Consider the following 15,561-nt stretch of genomic DNA (forward strand, 5'->3'; position numbering starts at 1 on the left):
TATGTTTAATGAAAATTTCATACCAAATGGCAATTGAAAAATTCATCAAAATCATAATTAAAAATTAGTAAATCTTTAATTGAATGCAGAATACCGATATATCTGAAAATAAACGATTTCTGTTCTTAAAAATTCATAAAATATCAAGAAAATCATTATATTTGCCGACTTAATTTAACGTAGTTATAACAAAATGCAAGGAAAAGGACTTATTACAATTGTTGCTATTGTACTAGGGTTAATTTGCTTAAATGAGCTATTACCAACATGGTACGCCAGCAAAATTGAAAAGCAGGCAACTGCTATTGCAGGAGACAATCCGGAAAAGTATCAGAAAGAAATCGCAAGACTTTCTAAGGATACACTGAATCTAGGTTTTACGGAACTTTATTACACCAAAGCGAAAGACAAGGAAATGAAACTTGGTCTTGACCTTAAGGGTGGGATCAATGTTCTTTTGGAGATCAATCAGAGAGATCTTGTGAATGATTTAACCAATTATTCTACAAACCCAATTCTGATCGAAGCTTTAAACAAAACAGATGAAGTTCAGAAAAATTCAACAAAATCTTACATTGACAATTTCTTTGTTGAGTTTGATGCTGTAAACAAAGCAAAAGGAGCTAATCTAAAACTTGCAGATCCTGAGATTTTCGGTAATACGAATCTTTCTGAGATCAAATTCAACACGACAGATGAGCAGGTTCAGAGTATCATCAAAAGAAGAATAGACCTTTCTGTAGGTACTGCTTTTGAAGTAATCAGAACCAGAATTGATAAAATGGGAGCAGTTCAGCCGAATGTTCAGAGAGTTCCGGGTACCGCAAGAATTTCTGTTGAAATGCCGGGAATGAAAGACATTGATAAGGTTAAAAAAATGCTTCAGACTTCTGCGAAACTTCAGTTTTGGGAAGTACAGCAAATTCCTGAAGTAGCTTCTTACTTCCAGACTCTTACAACTGCTGTTTCTACGAAAGGAGATTCTATTGGAGTTGCAAAGAATATTAATTTCATGAATCTTCTTCAGTTAGATAAATTGAGAACGAATGGTGTTGCCAGCGTAAAATTATCTGACACAGCGAAGGTTAATAAAATATTAAACAGCAAAATCGCTAAATCATTACGTCCTGCAAACATTAAGTATACCCAGTTTATGTGGGGGTACAAACCGGAATCTACTGATACAAACAGTTTGGTATTGTATGCCGTAAAAGGAAACATCAACCAAAAAGCCCCGGTAGACGGTGCGGTTGAGACTGCAAGTATCGGTTACGATGAACTCAGCAGAGTAGTTGTAGATATGCAGATGGATTCTAAAGGTGCGAAAGACTGGAAAACTTTAACGGAGAAAAACGTTGGAAAACCGGTTGCAGTAACTTTGGATAACAGAGTATACACAGCGCCAAATGTTGTGGGTGCTATTCCAAACGGTAGAACTCAAATCTCTGGTAACTTCTCTCAGGAAGAAGCTAAAGAATTGGTTGACGTTTTGGGAGCTGGTAAATTACCGGCAGGTGCAAAAGTTGTACAGGCTACTCAGGTAGGACCTTCATTAGGGCAGGAGTCTATTGATGCAGGAATGCTTTCATTCGGTATTGCATTCTTAATCATTATTGCATATATCATTTTCTATTACGGAGGAGCGGGAGTTTACGCTGTAATCGCAATGATTATCAACTTATTCTACATTTTCGGAATTATGGATTCCGCAGATGCTACACTTACGCTTCCCGGTATTGCAGGTATCGTTCTTACAATGGCGATGGCAGTAGATACGAACGTAATCATTTACGAAAGGACAAAAGAAGAATTATTCGCAGGAAAAAGCATTCTTGAAGCGTACAAAGATGGTTTCAAACATGCATTAAGTGCGATTGTTGATGGTCACTTAACGACGTTATTGACTGCAGGTGTACTGTTCTTGTTCGGAACAGGTCCTATCAAAGGATTTGCTCTGACTTTAGGAATTGGTATCTTAATGACATTCTTTACTTCTGTATTGCTTTCAAGAGTGATGATTTTCAGCAGATTGAATAAAGGAAAACACCTTTCTGTCTGGACTGCTCCTACTAAAAACTTATTCAGAAATACTTGGATTGATTTTATCGGAAAGAGAAAGTATGCTTATATCATTTCTGCTATTTTAACGGTTGTATGTATTGCATCTATTGCAATCAACGGATTCAAATACGGAATTGACTTTACTGGTGGTAGAAACTACGTCGTGAGATTTGATAAAGACGTAAATGCAGAAAACATTGAGCAGAATTTAATTAAAATATTTGCCACTGAAGATGGTAAAAACTCTTCTGTTGAAGCTAAAACTTTTGGCAGTGAAAATCAGTTGAAGATCTCTACAGATTATTTGATCGATGATGAATCTTTAAAAGCTGACCAGACTGTTGAGCAGAAATTATATGAAGGTTTAAAATCAAGCTTACCCGCTAATACCACTCTGGAAGATTTCAAAGCTGCTGATAAAGGCGAGACAGGAATTGTTTCTTCTGAAAAGGTAGGACCTACCGTTGCAGATGATATCAAAACTCACGGTATGTTAGCTGTTGCCGCTGCCTTAGCCGGGATCTTTATCTATATTTTGGTTAGATTTAGAAAATGGCAATTCTCATTGGGTGCTGTTGCAGCATTGTTCCATGATGCGGTTATTATTTTGGGAGCTTATTCATTGCTTCACAAATTCATGCCTTTCAATATGGAGATCAATCAGGATTTTGTTGCTGCGATCTTGACGGTTTTGGGATATTCTATTAACGATACCGTAATTATCTTCGACAGAATCAGAGAGTATTTAAGAGAGAAAAAATCTCTTACCTTGGCAGGATTATTTGACGATTCTATTTCAAGTACATTAGGTAGAACGTTCAACACTTCATTCACAACGATTCTTGTAATCTTGGCTATTTTCATCTTTGGTGGAGATAACCTGAGAGGATTTATGTTTGCAATGTTGATCGGTATTGGTTTTGGGACCTATTCGTCTATATTCATTGCTTCGGCGATTGCTTATGACTTCCTTAAAACAGGAAAAGAAGAAGGTGTTCACGGAAAGTCATCTTCTGATAAAGAAGTTCTTGCTTCAAAATAATTTAAACTACAATAAACGAAAAAGCCTTTCATTAGAAAGGCTTTTTTCGTTTTCCGGATATTATACTTTTTTAATAGAGAAAATTTAGAATCATTATTTTTAGAGATTTGATTACTTTTGCAGGGCTATGGAAAAATCAAAGAAAAAAGCTGCGATGAGCTTTATTTTCATCACTTTACTGATCGACATTACAGGTTGGGGAATTATCATTCCGGTAGTTCCGGCATTGATTAAAGAGTTGATTCATGCTGATATCAGTGAAGCTGCAAAATATGGAGGTTGGCTTGGTTTTGCTTATGCTTTTACTCAATTTCTATTTTCTCCGATTGTAGGAAATCTGAGTGATAAATTCGGACGAAGACCTATTATTCTGATTTCATTGTTCGGGTTTGCCATTGATTATATTCTTTTAGCATTATCACCAACGATTATCTGGCTTTTTGCAGGGAGAATCATCGCAGGAATTACCGGAGCAAGTGTAACAACAGCAAGTGCATACATTGCAGATATTTCTACGGATGAAGACCGGGCTAAAAACTTCGGGTTAATTGGTGCTGCTTTCGGGCTTGGATTTATTATTGGTCCTGTGATCGGTGGTATTCTAGGGCATTACGGTGCGAGAGTTCCGTTTTATGCTGCGGCGGTTTTGTGTTTATTGAATTTCTTGTATGGATATTTTATTCTTCCTGAAAGTTTAGATAAAGATAAAAGAAGAGAATTTAGTTGGAAACGCGCAAATCCGGTTGGTTCATTTAAATTTTTAGGGAAGCATCCTGAAATTTCAGGTTTGATTGTTGCCTTGATTTTAATCTATATTGCAGGTCATGCCGTGCAGAGTAACTGGAGTTTCTTTACTATGTATGAATTTGACTGGACGGAAAGAATGGTCGGGATTTCTCTCGGAGTAGTCGGACTGTTAGTTGGTTTGGTACAGGGAGTTTTAATTCGCTGGACAACTCCTAAATTAGGCGAACAGAAAAGTATTTATTATGGTTTAGCCCTTTATGCTTTCGGAATGCTTCTTTTTGCTTTTGCAACTCAAGGGTGGATGATGTTTGTTTTCCTTATTCCTTACTGTTTAGGGGGAATTTGCGGTCCTGCTCTGCAATCTGTCATCACCAAAAGCGTTCCTTCAAACGAGCAGGGTGAATTGCAAGGCGCATTGACGAGTTTGATGAGCGCAACAGCGATTATCGGACCTCCGATGATGACCAATTTATTTTACTTTTTTACTCATGAAGATGCACCGTTTAAATTTTCAGGAGCGCCGTTCTTTTTAGCATTTATATTGATGGCAATCAGTGTGATTGTTACATATTACGCTTTTCAGAAGAAAAAATCTTAAAACGTGCAGTTTTTTTTAAATTTGAAATTAATTTTGTAATGTATTGTGATATTTTTATATTTTTGATGAAAATAACATAAATATGAAAATTAAAAGAACGATACTTGCGTTGCTTGTGCCAACAATATTTCTAAACTGTAGCAGTGATGCAGAAGTAATTCAGGAGGGAAGTAATAATACGTCTGCGGTTCCCGCAATTTACAGCAAAATTTATGGTGCATCCAGCATTACTTCAGACGGAACCTACATTTATATAAAAACAACAGGTACTCCCGACCATAAAAGCGCTTACTATCCTACGAGTAACAGCCTGTACGAAAATTTTTCAGGAACAACATTCGGTGGTTATACATTTTCAAAAAATCCAAATTCGATTTCCACAAAAAGTTATACTTTCAAAATCCCTGTCAATCCTGTAGTAGCTTCTACTCATTCCGCAACACCTTTGGGACCTATTGGTGTTTCCTTAAACGGTGTTCCGTTTTTCAATCAATATGCTGGTCCTAATCAACCGCTTTCAGGTGAAATTGTTTCTTTCGACCAATATTGGGGACACCCTGCACAAGGTGGAGATTATCATTACCATGTAGAGCCGAAATACCTTACAACTGTTAAAACTTCAAAATCTGCTTTGTTAGGATTTTTATTGGATGGTTTTCCTGTTTACGGACCCGAAGAGAATGGTTCTGCGGTTGCCAATGCCTCTTTGGATGCTTATCATGGCCATACAAGTGTGACAGCAGATTATCCAAACGGAATTTATCATTATCATATTACAGATACAGATCCTTATATTAACGGAAACGGATTTTATGGCACTGCGGGTACTGTCAGCAATTAGTTTTTTATCATTACTTTTTTCTTGTCAGCCTTCTGAGCAGAAATCATTAAAATATTACAACTTCACCGAGCTTCATCTGGAAAACAGTAATGGCTTGGCTATCAATAATGGTCAGCCGTTTACAGGAATTGTATATTCATTTTATCCCGGAACTAAAGATACAGCTGAAGTAATGGGTTTTAATAAAGGAAAGGAACATTGGGAATGGAAAAGATTTTTTCCAGACGGAAAACTGATGCAGCAAAGATATTTTGATAACGGAATAAAAGTTAAAACTTTAAAAGAATGGTGGGAAAACGGAAAACCAAAATTATCTACATCGTTCCTGAAAGGTGAAAATCACGGTGAATTTAAAGAATGGAATAGCGAAGGAAGGCTCGTAAAGCAAATGCATTATAATTTGGGATATGAAGACGGAAGCCAGAAACAATTCTATGATAACGGGAAAATAAGATCAAATTATATTGTAAAAGAAGGCAAAAGGTATGGTCTGCTTGGAACTAAAAATTGTGTGAATGTTAAAGATAGTATTTTTCAGAAGTAGTTTTGCTCTATTTTTAATGTTGCTTTCCTGCGAAAAGGAAAGCTCTGTTCCGTATTACAATACTCCGGATTTCGAACCGCATTTTCTTTCGGAGAAAGAAGCGCTAAAGCAAATTCCGCATACAATTGCCCCGTTCTCTTTTAAAGATCAGGATCAAAAGACAATCACAGATAAGACGATTGATAACAAAATTCACATTGCAAGTTTTATTTTTACATCTTGTGGAAGTATCTGTCCGGTAATGATTGAAAATCTAAGTGTTGTTGACAAAAAATATCAGAAAGACAAAGATATTGTTTTACTTTCCTTTTCGGTAACTCCGTGGATCGATACCCCTCAAAAACTTAAAATTTTTAAAACGGATAAGAAAATCAGCAATCCCGAGTGGCATTTTCTAACAGGAAAAAAAAGTGAAATTTACAGCTTGGCAAGACAATCTTATTTTGCGGAGGAAGATCTCGGTTTTACAAGCGACAGCACAAAATTTCTTCATACAGAGCATATTATTTTAGCAGACCGTAACAAAAAAATAAGAGGAATATACAACGGAACTTTACAGACTGATATCAAACAGCTTATAAAAGATATTGATGTTCTTAAAAAAGAATAATCGTGTGACTTAATATTTTATTAAATCTTAAAATTAGAACATTAAGATTCATATATCTTTTGTAATTTAGCATCATGGAATTAAGCATTGGAGAAATGGCTCTTATTGCCATTGCGATTGTAGTTTTATTCGGACCGGATAAACTACCTCAGATTGCCCGTGATCTAGGATCAGGAGTGAGAAAAATGCGTGGAGCAGTAGAAGACATCAAAACCGAAATCATGAAAGAAACAGATAATCCTGTTTCTGAAATCAAACGTGAGATCGAGAAAGTAAAAGATGCTGCCAAAGATTTTGATCCTGCAAAAAATATTCAGAAAGATATTATAGGAGAACCTTTAGCTGATACAACTCCAAAATTAAAACCTTCAGATGACGATACATACGAAGGCCCAGTAAGCAGATAATAATGGAAGAGATCATTCTTGAAGATAAAAAGGTATTTCTATACCTTAATAATCTTGGAGATACTCCATTTGATCAGTTTTGGATATTGATTTCGGGAACATTTATCTGGATTCCGCTTTATATTATTTTCTGTTATTTTCTTTATAAAAATTTTAAATTAAAATCTTTACTTTATATTCTCCTTTTCGTAGCGATTGGAGTAACGGTTTCTGATCAGTTAGCCGGTGTTTTCAAATATGGCGTTGCCAGATTAAGACCATGTCATGACCCAGGTTTACAATCTTACATGAGAGCCGTAAAATGCGGCGGGAAATTTGGTTTTTACTCTGCACATGCTTCAAATACCTTTTTTTTGGCAAGTTACCTTAGTTTTTTGCTAAAAGACAAATTGAAATGGTTTCCTTATGTTATATTTGTTTGGGCATTAATTGTATCATATAGCCGAATTTATTTAGGAGTACATTTCCCGATAGATATTTTGGTGGGGGCGTTTGTTGGAATTTTATTGGGAGCGGTATTTTTTATGTTCGCAAAAAAAGTCATCAACAAACAAACTATATAAAATGAAAAAACATTTACTCATTATTACTTTAGCGTTTTCATCGCTGCCGTTTTTCTCGGCTCAGGACAAGAAAATTCCAGAAGAATGTATGCAAAAAGCAGATTATAAATGTGCCGAAGAGCAATATTCACAATTGGCAGCCAAAGAAATGATTCAGCAGTATCAGCCTGAGTATTTTAATAATTTAGGAACCGCCCAAAAACGTTTGGGAAAAATTCCTGCAGCGTTTAAATCTTACGAATCTGCTTTGAAGTCAAATCCCAAATCGGCAGCAGTTTATTCCAATTTGGGTTCTTTACATAATCAGAAAGGAAGTAAAACCAAAGCACTTGATTATCTGAATAAGGGCTTAATGATTGATGATCAAAATGCTGAAATGTACCTTACACGCTCAAAAGTTTACGAAAATTTAGGTAAAAAAGATTTAGCTGAAAAAGATCTCAATCAGATTCTGACTTTTGCTCCCGACAATATTTTTGCACGAACGGGTTTGGCAAACCTCAAAAAAAGAAACGGTGATCTTGAAGGTTCACTGAAAGATTACAATAAACTGTTGTCAGAAAAACCCGAATCTTTGTTATACAATGGTAGAGCCGATGTTTATTTAAAACTGAAAAAATATAAAGAAGCTTTGGCAGATGTCAGCAAAGCAATTTCTATTGATCCTAAATTTTCACAGTCATATGTAACCAAAGCGTTGGTTTTATTTGATATGGCAAAAGATAAAGAAGCCTGCACAAGCCTGGATAAAGCTGTTGCCACCGGATATGAAAAAGGCGCTCTTACTGAATTGTATACTAAATGTGTCAAAAAATAATATTATTTGTATTTTAAGATTAAACTCAAATATAAGTCACACTTTTAGATATTATCTTTGTCATTCTGTAGGAATCTCGACAGAGTTTTCATGTTCGTTGCTTAGATTCCTGTGGAATGACAAAAATTCTGTTTATTTTCAAATTTGAAAAAATTTAATTAAGCCCTCAAAATTAAATCTCTTTTAATTATTTTTGAACTTCTAAAAAATATTCATGCTAAACATTGTTCTTGTAGAACCGGAAATTCCCAATAACACAGGCAACATCGGAAGATTATGCGTAGGAACCGAAAGCAAATTACATCTCATCCATCCTCTTGGATTTTTGATTGATGATAAAAATCTCAAGCGTTCCGGCTTAGATTACTGGGTGCATCTCGATGTTACAGAATATGCAAATGTTGACGAATGGATAAAAGTGATTCCTGACTTATCGCGTGTCTTTCTGATGAGTTCTCACGCAGAAAAATCTTACCTCGAAATTGATTTTCAGGAGGGTGACTGGTTGGTTTTCGGAAAGGAAAGTGTGGGTTTAAGCAAAGAGGTTTTAGACCAATTTGATAATCATCTAACGATCCCGATGTCTAAGTTGATCAGAAGTTTTAATATTGCCAATTCAGTTGCATTTGTTGTTGGTGAGGCAAAAAGACAGATTAATCTTAAAAATTTAGTTTAAATATTTTTTTAATCATTATGATAAGGTTTTCCCTGCAAAATCTGATCGGCACGATACAGCTGTTCAACGATAAATAACCGGATCATCTGGTGTGTAAATGTCATTTTAGAAAGTGACATTTTTTCGTTGGCTCTGTTGTAAATTTCATCCGAAAAACCATAAGCACCACCAATCAGAATGTGGATTTTTTTTACCGAAGAATTCATCCAGTTGTCAATTTTCTGAGAAAATTCTCTGCTGGTAAACTGTTTTCCTTTTTCATCTAAAATAGCAATCCAATCATTTTTATCGATATGATTTTGAAATAATTTTGCTTCTTCTTTTTTTAGCAAATCAGGTGAGAGGTTTTTTGCATTTTTGATGTCAGGAATTTCTATAATCTCAAAATTCCAATGTTTGGGAAGTCGGGTAAGATAGTAACTGATCAGAGAAGTGATTTCTTTATCGTCTGTTTTCCCGATGCAAAGTAGGTTGATGCGCATTTTTTGGCTTTAAAAAAGAAAGTTCAAAGATAGTTATAATTAAAAAATAAGAGAATTATTTTAAAATCTGTATTTTTACGTGGCCAACACAATCAAGATGAAGTTTTCTTCTTACTCATTATTGTTTTTGATTTTTTCGGGAATGACTTTCTGTCAGAAAGTTAGCGATTCTGCGGAGATTAAGTATCTTGAAAAAGACCGGAATAAAATTTCTCTTGTAGGAGGTGTAAGTTATGTTGATAATTCTTTTGGACTGTATTACGAAGGTCAGACTTTTCTACTGAAGCCGAATGATTCTTTTTACACAGAATTTTTTCTGAGATACCGGTGGCTAGATGCAAGTGTTTCGTTTGCCCCAAAGTTTGTAAGGATCAATAACGATGATGACATTAAAGGCAGAACTAAATATTTCAATCTGGGATTTGCATTTTTCCTTGATACGAAACTCAGGCAGGCAGTCAATTATAACCAAGTGAAAGGTTTGTATTTGGAAGATACAAAGCGATTTTTTGAAGCGGTTTTGGATAATGAATTTACACAAGAGCTTAATAACGATTTTATGCAGTTTCCAGATGCAAAATATCAGTCTTTTACTGGTGAAACGAGTTATCTGTGGCTTGGAAAAAAAGACAATTACAGAACGTATACCAACATGACGCATAAGCCATTAAAAAATAATTTTGTCTTGCTTACAGGATTGGTATATCAGTATAATATAATGAGAGATACCGATCGAGTGAACTACAGAGGAATAGAAATTTCAGATTCGCCTGAAGAAAGCTCAGTGACAAAAGATATCAGATTAACGTTAAAAGCAGGCGGCGGAATACAGAGAGTCATAGGAAAAAACTGGTACGCCATTGTAGAACTCTACCCCCAGATTCATTACGGTTACTTGATTGATGAACATTATAATGAGTTTAATTTTGGACTCAATTCATACTCCAGAATAGGATTTGATAACGGAAGATGGTTTTTCGGTGGTGGAGCACAGCTAAACTGGATTAACAGTAACAATGAAAATTTCTATTCATCTACAAACTGGTTGTTGCGGTTTGGATTGGGTTTTAGAATAAATTCCCCTAAATTTGTCAATCAACAGTTTGACAAAATTGATCAAATTTTAAAATAAAAAATGGGTATTAAGATTCCGGGTTTTCTTTTGAAAGTTCAAGATTTTTTTGATGATATACATATTCCGGTTTTGGGAATATCACTTTGGCAGTTGTTTCAGATCTATTTTGCGGGTGTTTTCAAAGGAAAAATAGGCAAAAAAGCAGCAGCAATTTCCTGGAGTTTCACGTTGAGTCTATTTCCTTTTATCTTGTTTCTGCTTTCAGTATTGCCCTATATGCCGCACTATGACAAGCTTCAGTTTTATATTTTCGAAGTCCTGATGCATAATATTTTTCCTTCTAATATAGAAGGCGATGTAAGAGGGTATATTGAAGATAATATTATCCCCAATATGAAGGGAATCAGTAATTTAACGATTCTTATTGCGCTTGTTTTTGCGACCAACGGTACATTTTCTATTATCAATGGTTTTAATGAAAATTCTAAAGAAAAGCTTCCTGACGTGAAAGAGTTTATCCTTTCATTTTTTATCACGATTGGCTTTGTTACCATCGTTTTTCTGGCACTTTTCGGGGTGTATTATTCTGAGGTTGTTCTCAAGCTCTTTACACCGACCTATAATATTTCCTGGCTGGTCAATAATCTCTCAAAAATTATTGGTTTCGTCTCTTTTCCTCTGTTCTTTTTCCTGTTGCTTGCAATGTTTTACTGGCTTGGAACCGTGAAGATTATCAGATTCAGACAGGCCGTTCCAGGGGCGATTCTTACAACGGTTTTATTTATTCTTACCACTTATCTGTTTACTCTTTACGTGAAAAATGTTGCCCGATACAACGTTTTGTACGGGTCTATCGGAAGCATGATTTTACTGATGATTTGGGTAAATGTAAATGTATATCTGCTGCTTTTCGGGAATGAGCTAAATATGGCTCTTCGAAAGCTGAGAGTCGAAAAACTTTTGGCTGATGAAATAAAAAAAGAAGCATCACATTATCATGCAAAAAATGAAGAACCCAATTTGGACAGTGATGAGGAACATATCAGAAGTATTATAACTGAAATAAAAAAGAAAGAGGATGAAAAATAGGCTAATTATAATGTTTATTTAATATAGTCAGTCCTTTTTTCAAAGTACACAAACCTTGCTGAAGTCTTGACTTAAAGGTGCTGTAAATAAATAATTTTAAAGGAGCTTAGATTCTTACCAAACTAATCTTCTTCATCTTCTGTAATTTTGGACGAGCTTAAGTTTAAAATAATATAACCCGAAACTGCTGCAATAAAAGAAGCAACCAGGATCGCAAATTTTGCTTCGTCCTGAATCTGGATTTTATCTTTAAACGAAAGCAATGCGATAAAAATTGACATTGTAAAACCTATTCCTGCTAAAAGTCCGACGCCCAACATTTGTTTCCACGAGGAGTTTTGAGGAAGTGAACTGATTTTCGATTTGATAGCAATAAAAGAGAAAAGGTTGATTCCTATCAGTTTTCCTAAAACCAAACCGCAGACAATTCCTAATCCCAAACCACTGAACAGCCCATCAACCATTCCGTTGGTGAATGTAATATTGGTATTCGTCAATGCAAAAACCGGCATGATGAGAAAGCTCACCGGAAAATGGAGCTGATGTTCCAGCTTTTCTAAAGGCGAAATTTCTGTAGTAGAAATATTTGTAGGAATAGAAAATGCAAGAACTACGCCTGCAATTGTTGCATGAATTCCTGAATGATGCAGAAAATACCAAAGAAAAATACCCGGAATCAGATAAAAAATAATTTTTGTGACTTTTAAATAATTCAGAAGAAACAACAAAACTGATACTCCCAGAGAAAGAAAAATATATAACCAGTGAATTTGCTCAGTATAAAAAACAGCAATCACTAAAATTGCGCCCAAATCATCTACAATTGCCAATGCGGCTAAAAATATTTTGATAGAATTCGGAACCTTTTTCCCAAGCATAGAAACAATTGCCAGAGAAAAAGCAATATCTGTTGCCATCGGAATTCCCCAACCGTTACTGTATTTTGTTCCGTAATTAAAAGCGGTATAAATAATTGCAGGAACAATCATTCCGCCAATTGCTGCGAATATGGGAAGTGATGCATTTTTGAATGATGAAAGTTCGCCTTCAACAATTTCTCTTTTGATTTCAAGACCTACCAAAAGGAAGAAAATTGCCATCAAACCATCATTAATCCAGATGCTTACAGGATATTTCAGATGAAAAAGATTTATACCGATTTTCTGATCCAAAAAATTCTGAAAATTTTCAGCCAAAGAAGAGTTGGCAATTCCGAGTGCCATAGCTACGCAGAGAATTAGTAAAATCCCTGATGACTGACTGCTTTCAAAAAACTTTTTAAAGTAGATGCTTAATTTCATACCTAAATTCTGATGACTTTGGAAACACCGTCAATATCTTTAAGTTTTTTAAATGTCTCGTCAAGTTGACTTCTGTTTTTTACTTCTAAATTGATATTTCCTACAAAAACACCATCGTTTGATTCTATCGACATACTTTTCATATCCATTCCCATTGCGCCGCTGATTACAGTTGTAATATCGTTGATCATACCCATTCTGTCGAGTCCTTCAATCTCAATTTTAATACGGTTTTTGAAGCTTTCTTCGTTCACCCATTTTGCAGGAATGACACGATAATCATATTGTGCTCTCAGATTGATCGCATTCGGACAATTGTCACTGTGAACTTTTATACCTTCCGAAATGGTAATAAACCCAAAAATTTTATCTCCCGGAATTACTGTACAGCATTTCGCATAGCTGTAATTCAGTTTTTCTTCGTCTTTTCCAAAAACGATCATATCAAGATTGATCTCTTTCGGCTCGATATAATGCTGATTTTTAGTCGGTGATTTTCTGAATCTTGAAAGCAAATTGTTAAATACATTTTTACTTTCAATATATTTTCTTAAACTGCTCGCATCCAGCTCATTCGTCTGAAATTTTAAGAATAATTCCTGAGAAGTTTTCAGATTAAAGAATTTCTGAAGTTTATTGATTTCTTCATCATTAAAATTAATCTTGGCATGTCTCAGTTTTCTCTGCAGAATTTCTTTTCCTTCGTCTACCAAAGAGTTTTTCTCAGAATTCAGATATCCTTTGATCTTTGATTTTGCTTTTGAAGTCACCACAAAATCAAGCCAGTCAAACTTTGGCTTTTGATTTTGAGAAGATAAGATGTCTACCTGATCGCCATTTTGCAAAACATAAGAAATCGGAACCAGCTTACCGTTGATTTTTGCTCCCAGACATTTCATTCCCAGATCTGAGTGTACTGAAAATGCAAAATCCAGAGCCGTTGCATTGGTTGGTAAAATTTTTATTTCTCCTTTCGGTGTAAAGACAAAAACTTCTTTTGAATATAAATTGAGTTTAATGTTATCTAAAAGCTCTGACGTCGTAAGATTCTGCTGTTGTTCAAGTACTTCACGGATTTCCGTTACCCAGTTTTCAAAATTTCTGTCGTCGTTTGTCTGTTTGTAACCTTCTTTGTATTTGTAATGAGCGGCAACACCTTTTTCAGCAATATCGTCCATTCTTTCTGAACGGATCTGAACTTCAATCCACTTTTTATCAGGACCAAGAACCGTTAAGTGTAAACTTTCGTAGCCTGTAGAACGGGGTTGGGTAATCCAGTCGCGCATTCTTGACGGGTTACTGTGATAAACATCTGTTACGATAGAATATATTTTCCATGCCAGGAACTTTTCGTTTTTGGCATCAGATTTATAAATGATTCTTATGGCGTAATTATCAAAAACCTCTTCAAAAGAAACGCCCTGCTTCAGCATTTTTCTGTAAATTGATGAAATCGCTTTTGCACGACCTTTGATCGTCACATTCAGACCTTCATCATTCAGTCTTTCAGAAACTTCTTTTTTAAATTCCTCAATATAACGCTCTCTGCTTTCTTTGGCGAGTTCTAATTTTTGAGTGATTTCATTAAAAACTTCAGGATTGTTATATTTTAAAGAAAGATCTTCAAGCTCAGACTTAATATTGTACAAACCCAATCGGTGAGCCAATGGAGCATAAATGTATACTGTCTCGGAAGCAATTTTTTTCTGCTTATCGGGAGCCATACTTTCCAGTGTTCTCATGTTGTGAAGACGGTCGGCAATTTTAATCAAAATCACACGGAAGTCTTCAGAAAGCGTAAGAAGAAGCTTTCTGTAATTTTCAGACTGTACAGAGATATTCTGATGATTCATGATGGAGATCTTCGTCAGTCCATTCACGATAACGGCAATTCTTTCACCGAAAATTTTCTTCAGATCTTCATATGTGTAATCAGAATCTTCAATTACATCATGCAGTAAAGCGCACGCAATTGATGTTGCTCCCAAGCCGATTTCCTTGGCTACAATTTTTGCAACCGCAATCGGGTGATAGATATAAGGCTCACCAGATTTCCTTCTCTGGTCTTTGTGAGCGTCTAATGCAATATCAAAAGCCTTTCGGATGAGTTTATTGTTTTCTTCATCCAAAGTTCTGTACGTGTTAGAAATCAGGTCTTTATATCTTGCTGAGATTTCTTTATTTTCTTGCTCCAAATCGTAACTCATTTGTGTAAAAGGCTTTATTTAGACGAAAATACGAAAAATAAAGCGATTTGTCAATTCCTGCAACCAAAAAAATCCGCAGAAAAAAATTCCACGGATTTCGGTTATTAGTTTTAGTTTAATTTTTCAGAATCTTACTTCAGAATCAATTCCTGTGTGTTGAGATTTTTTCTTCACATCCGGACTGTTGTGAATTTCTGCTTTGCTTCTGGCGTCTATATATTTTTTCACATTGCTGTATGACGCTTCACTGATGCTCATGTTTTCAAATAAATACGTTTTCAGAACAGAATTCTGATGGAAAATATCACGTGCTTTCTGTGACTCTTCGTTATCTTTTATTTCTACACTCGCCAAAAACTGTGAGTGATGGTGATCTTCCGTAAGATAAACAATGTAATCTGAGTTTCCAAATCCGGAATTTTCGAGTTCGTTTTCCAATTTTTTATAATCACCGTTGCGTTCAAATAATCCTGCTAAAATTTGTGACATAATAATCTTGTT

At 35.2% G+C, this 15,561-nt stretch carries 15 protein-coding genes; 11 read left to right on the forward strand and 4 right to left on the reverse strand.

All coding sequences use genetic code 11. The annotated features are described in order from the left end of the window. The first annotated feature begins 193 nt into the window (after positions 1 to 193). The 9 genes from secD (at position 194) to AC4FQ5_RS02045 (ending at position 8,906) form a co-directional block, all read left to right on the forward strand. Positions 194 to 3,103, forward strand: coding sequence for a protein translocase subunit SecD (gene secD / locus AC4FQ5_RS02005; RefSeq protein ID WP_491140826.1), 2,910 nt, complete (start codon positions 194 to 196; stop codon positions 3,101 to 3,103). 127 nt (positions 3,104 to 3,230) lie between these two features. Then, positions 3,231 to 4,448 carry a TCR/Tet family MFS transporter gene (locus tag AC4FQ5_RS02010; protein ID WP_491140827.1) on the forward strand — a complete coding sequence of 406 codons (1,218 nt, stop codon included), beginning with the start codon at positions 3,231 to 3,233 and terminating at the stop codon, positions 4,446 to 4,448. Between the two features lie 82 nt (positions 4,449 to 4,530). After that, the gene (locus AC4FQ5_RS02015) at positions 4,531 to 5,289 is read left to right on the forward strand and encodes a YHYH protein (protein WP_491140828.1); all 759 of its coding nucleotides are present in this window, start codon (positions 4,531 to 4,533) and stop codon (positions 5,287 to 5,289) included. After that, a complete protein-coding gene (locus AC4FQ5_RS02020; protein ID WP_491140829.1) occupies positions 5,261 to 5,833 on the forward strand; it encodes a toxin-antitoxin system YwqK family antitoxin in 573 nt (190 codons plus the stop codon). Before AC4FQ5_RS02015 ends, AC4FQ5_RS02020 begins: the two co-directional genes overlap by 29 nt. Then, positions 5,805 to 6,443, forward strand: coding sequence for an SCO family protein (locus AC4FQ5_RS02025; RefSeq protein WP_491140830.1), 639 nt, complete (start codon positions 5,805 to 5,807; stop codon positions 6,441 to 6,443). Before AC4FQ5_RS02020 ends, AC4FQ5_RS02025 begins: the two co-directional genes overlap by 29 nt. A gap of 74 nt (positions 6,444 to 6,517) precedes the next feature. Then, a complete protein-coding gene (locus AC4FQ5_RS02030; protein ID WP_491140831.1) occupies positions 6,518 to 6,850 on the forward strand; it encodes a Sec-independent protein translocase subunit TatA/TatB in 333 nt (110 codons plus the stop codon). 2 nt (positions 6,851 to 6,852) lie between these two features. Further along, positions 6,853 to 7,413 (forward strand): phosphatase PAP2 family protein, encoded by a 561-nt coding sequence (locus AC4FQ5_RS02035; RefSeq protein WP_491140832.1) that lies wholly within the window; start codon positions 6,853 to 6,855, stop codon positions 7,411 to 7,413. Between the two features lies 1 nt (position 7,414). Beyond that, entirely contained in the window at positions 7,415 to 8,230 is an 816-nt protein-coding gene (locus AC4FQ5_RS02040) for a tetratricopeptide repeat protein (RefSeq protein ID WP_491140833.1), read from the forward strand. A gap of 214 nt (positions 8,231 to 8,444) precedes the next feature. Continuing rightward, entirely contained in the window at positions 8,445 to 8,906 is a 462-nt protein-coding gene (locus AC4FQ5_RS02045; protein ID WP_491140834.1) for a tRNA (cytidine(34)-2'-O)-methyltransferase, read from the forward strand. A gap of 8 nt (positions 8,907 to 8,914) precedes the next feature. On the opposite strand, the gene AC4FQ5_RS02050 is transcribed toward AC4FQ5_RS02045, so the two are convergent. After that, positions 8,915 to 9,388: a 23S rRNA (pseudouridine(1915)-N(3))-methyltransferase RlmH gene (locus tag AC4FQ5_RS02050; protein WP_491140835.1), complete on the reverse strand. Its 474-nt coding sequence runs from the start codon at positions 9,386 to 9,388 to the stop codon at positions 8,915 to 8,917. A 97-nt stretch (positions 9,389 to 9,485) separates the two neighbouring features. Between AC4FQ5_RS02050 and AC4FQ5_RS02055 the strand changes: the two genes are divergently transcribed. Then, positions 9,486 to 10,520, forward strand: coding sequence for a DUF4421 family protein (locus AC4FQ5_RS02055; RefSeq protein ID WP_491140836.1), 1,035 nt, complete (start codon positions 9,486 to 9,488; stop codon positions 10,518 to 10,520). A 3-nt stretch (positions 10,521 to 10,523) separates the two neighbouring features. Beyond that, complete coding sequence (locus AC4FQ5_RS02060) at positions 10,524 to 11,552, forward strand: YihY/virulence factor BrkB family protein (protein ID WP_491140837.1); 1,029 nt, start codon at positions 10,524 to 10,526, stop codon at positions 11,550 to 11,552. 122 nt (positions 11,553 to 11,674) lie between these two features. Here AC4FQ5_RS02060 and nhaA read toward each other — a convergent pair whose 3' ends face one another. The 3 genes from nhaA to AC4FQ5_RS02075 all read right to left on the reverse strand — a co-directional run bounded on the left by nhaA (position 11,675) and on the right by AC4FQ5_RS02075 (position 15,549). Then, positions 11,675 to 12,853, reverse strand: coding sequence for a Na+/H+ antiporter NhaA (nhaA, locus tag AC4FQ5_RS02065; protein WP_491140838.1), 1,179 nt, complete (start codon positions 12,851 to 12,853; stop codon positions 11,675 to 11,677). Positions 12,854 to 12,855: 2 nt separating this feature from the next. Continuing rightward, the gene (locus tag AC4FQ5_RS02070; protein ID WP_491140839.1) at positions 12,856 to 15,060 is read right to left on the reverse strand and encodes a RelA/SpoT family protein; all 2,205 of its coding nucleotides are present in this window, start codon (positions 15,058 to 15,060) and stop codon (positions 12,856 to 12,858) included. Between the two features lie 123 nt (positions 15,061 to 15,183). Then, the gene (locus tag AC4FQ5_RS02075) at positions 15,184 to 15,549 is read right to left on the reverse strand and encodes a hypothetical protein (protein WP_491140840.1); all 366 of its coding nucleotides are present in this window, start codon (positions 15,547 to 15,549) and stop codon (positions 15,184 to 15,186) included. Positions 15,550 to 15,561: the final 12 nt, after the last annotated feature.

It is taken from the genome of Chryseobacterium sp. DT-167 (genome assembly GCF_058310155.1).

Excerpts from the sequence above, each read along its gene's own strand:
- secD (WP_491140826.1), top strand. The coding sequence starts at position 194 with ATGCAAGGAAAAGGACTTATTACAATTGTTGCTATTGTACTAGGGTTA.
- AC4FQ5_RS02010 (WP_491140827.1), top strand. The coding sequence starts at position 3,231 with ATGGAAAAATCAAAGAAAAAAGCTGCGATGAGCTTTATTTTCATCACT.
- AC4FQ5_RS02015 (WP_491140828.1), top strand. The coding sequence starts at position 4,531 with ATGAAAATTAAAAGAACGATACTTGCGTTGCTTGTGCCAACAATATTT.
- AC4FQ5_RS02020 (WP_491140829.1), top strand. The coding sequence starts at position 5,261 with ATGGCACTGCGGGTACTGTCAGCAATTAGTTTTTTATCATTACTTTTT.
- AC4FQ5_RS02025 (WP_491140830.1), top strand. The coding sequence starts at position 5,805 with ATGTTAAAGATAGTATTTTTCAGAAGTAGTTTTGCTCTATTTTTAATG.
- AC4FQ5_RS02030 (WP_491140831.1), top strand. The coding sequence starts at position 6,518 with ATGGAATTAAGCATTGGAGAAATGGCTCTTATTGCCATTGCGATTGTA.
- AC4FQ5_RS02035 (WP_491140832.1), top strand. The coding sequence starts at position 6,853 with ATGGAAGAGATCATTCTTGAAGATAAAAAGGTATTTCTATACCTTAAT.
- AC4FQ5_RS02040 (WP_491140833.1), top strand. The coding sequence starts at position 7,415 with ATGAAAAAACATTTACTCATTATTACTTTAGCGTTTTCATCGCTGCCG.
- AC4FQ5_RS02045 (WP_491140834.1), top strand. The coding sequence starts at position 8,445 with ATGCTAAACATTGTTCTTGTAGAACCGGAAATTCCCAATAACACAGGC.
- AC4FQ5_RS02050 (WP_491140835.1), bottom strand. The coding sequence starts at position 9,388 with ATGCGCATCAACCTACTTTGCATCGGGAAAACAGACGATAAAGAAATC.
- AC4FQ5_RS02055 (WP_491140836.1), top strand. The coding sequence starts at position 9,486 with ATGAAGTTTTCTTCTTACTCATTATTGTTTTTGATTTTTTCGGGAATG.
- AC4FQ5_RS02060 (WP_491140837.1), top strand. The coding sequence starts at position 10,524 with ATGGGTATTAAGATTCCGGGTTTTCTTTTGAAAGTTCAAGATTTTTTT.
- nhaA (WP_491140838.1), bottom strand. The coding sequence starts at position 12,853 with ATGAAATTAAGCATCTACTTTAAAAAGTTTTTTGAAAGCAGTCAGTCA.
- AC4FQ5_RS02070 (WP_491140839.1), bottom strand. The coding sequence starts at position 15,060 with ATGAGTTACGATTTGGAGCAAGAAAATAAAGAAATCTCAGCAAGATAT.
- AC4FQ5_RS02075 (WP_491140840.1), bottom strand. The coding sequence starts at position 15,549 with ATGTCACAAATTTTAGCAGGATTATTTGAACGCAACGGTGATTATAAA.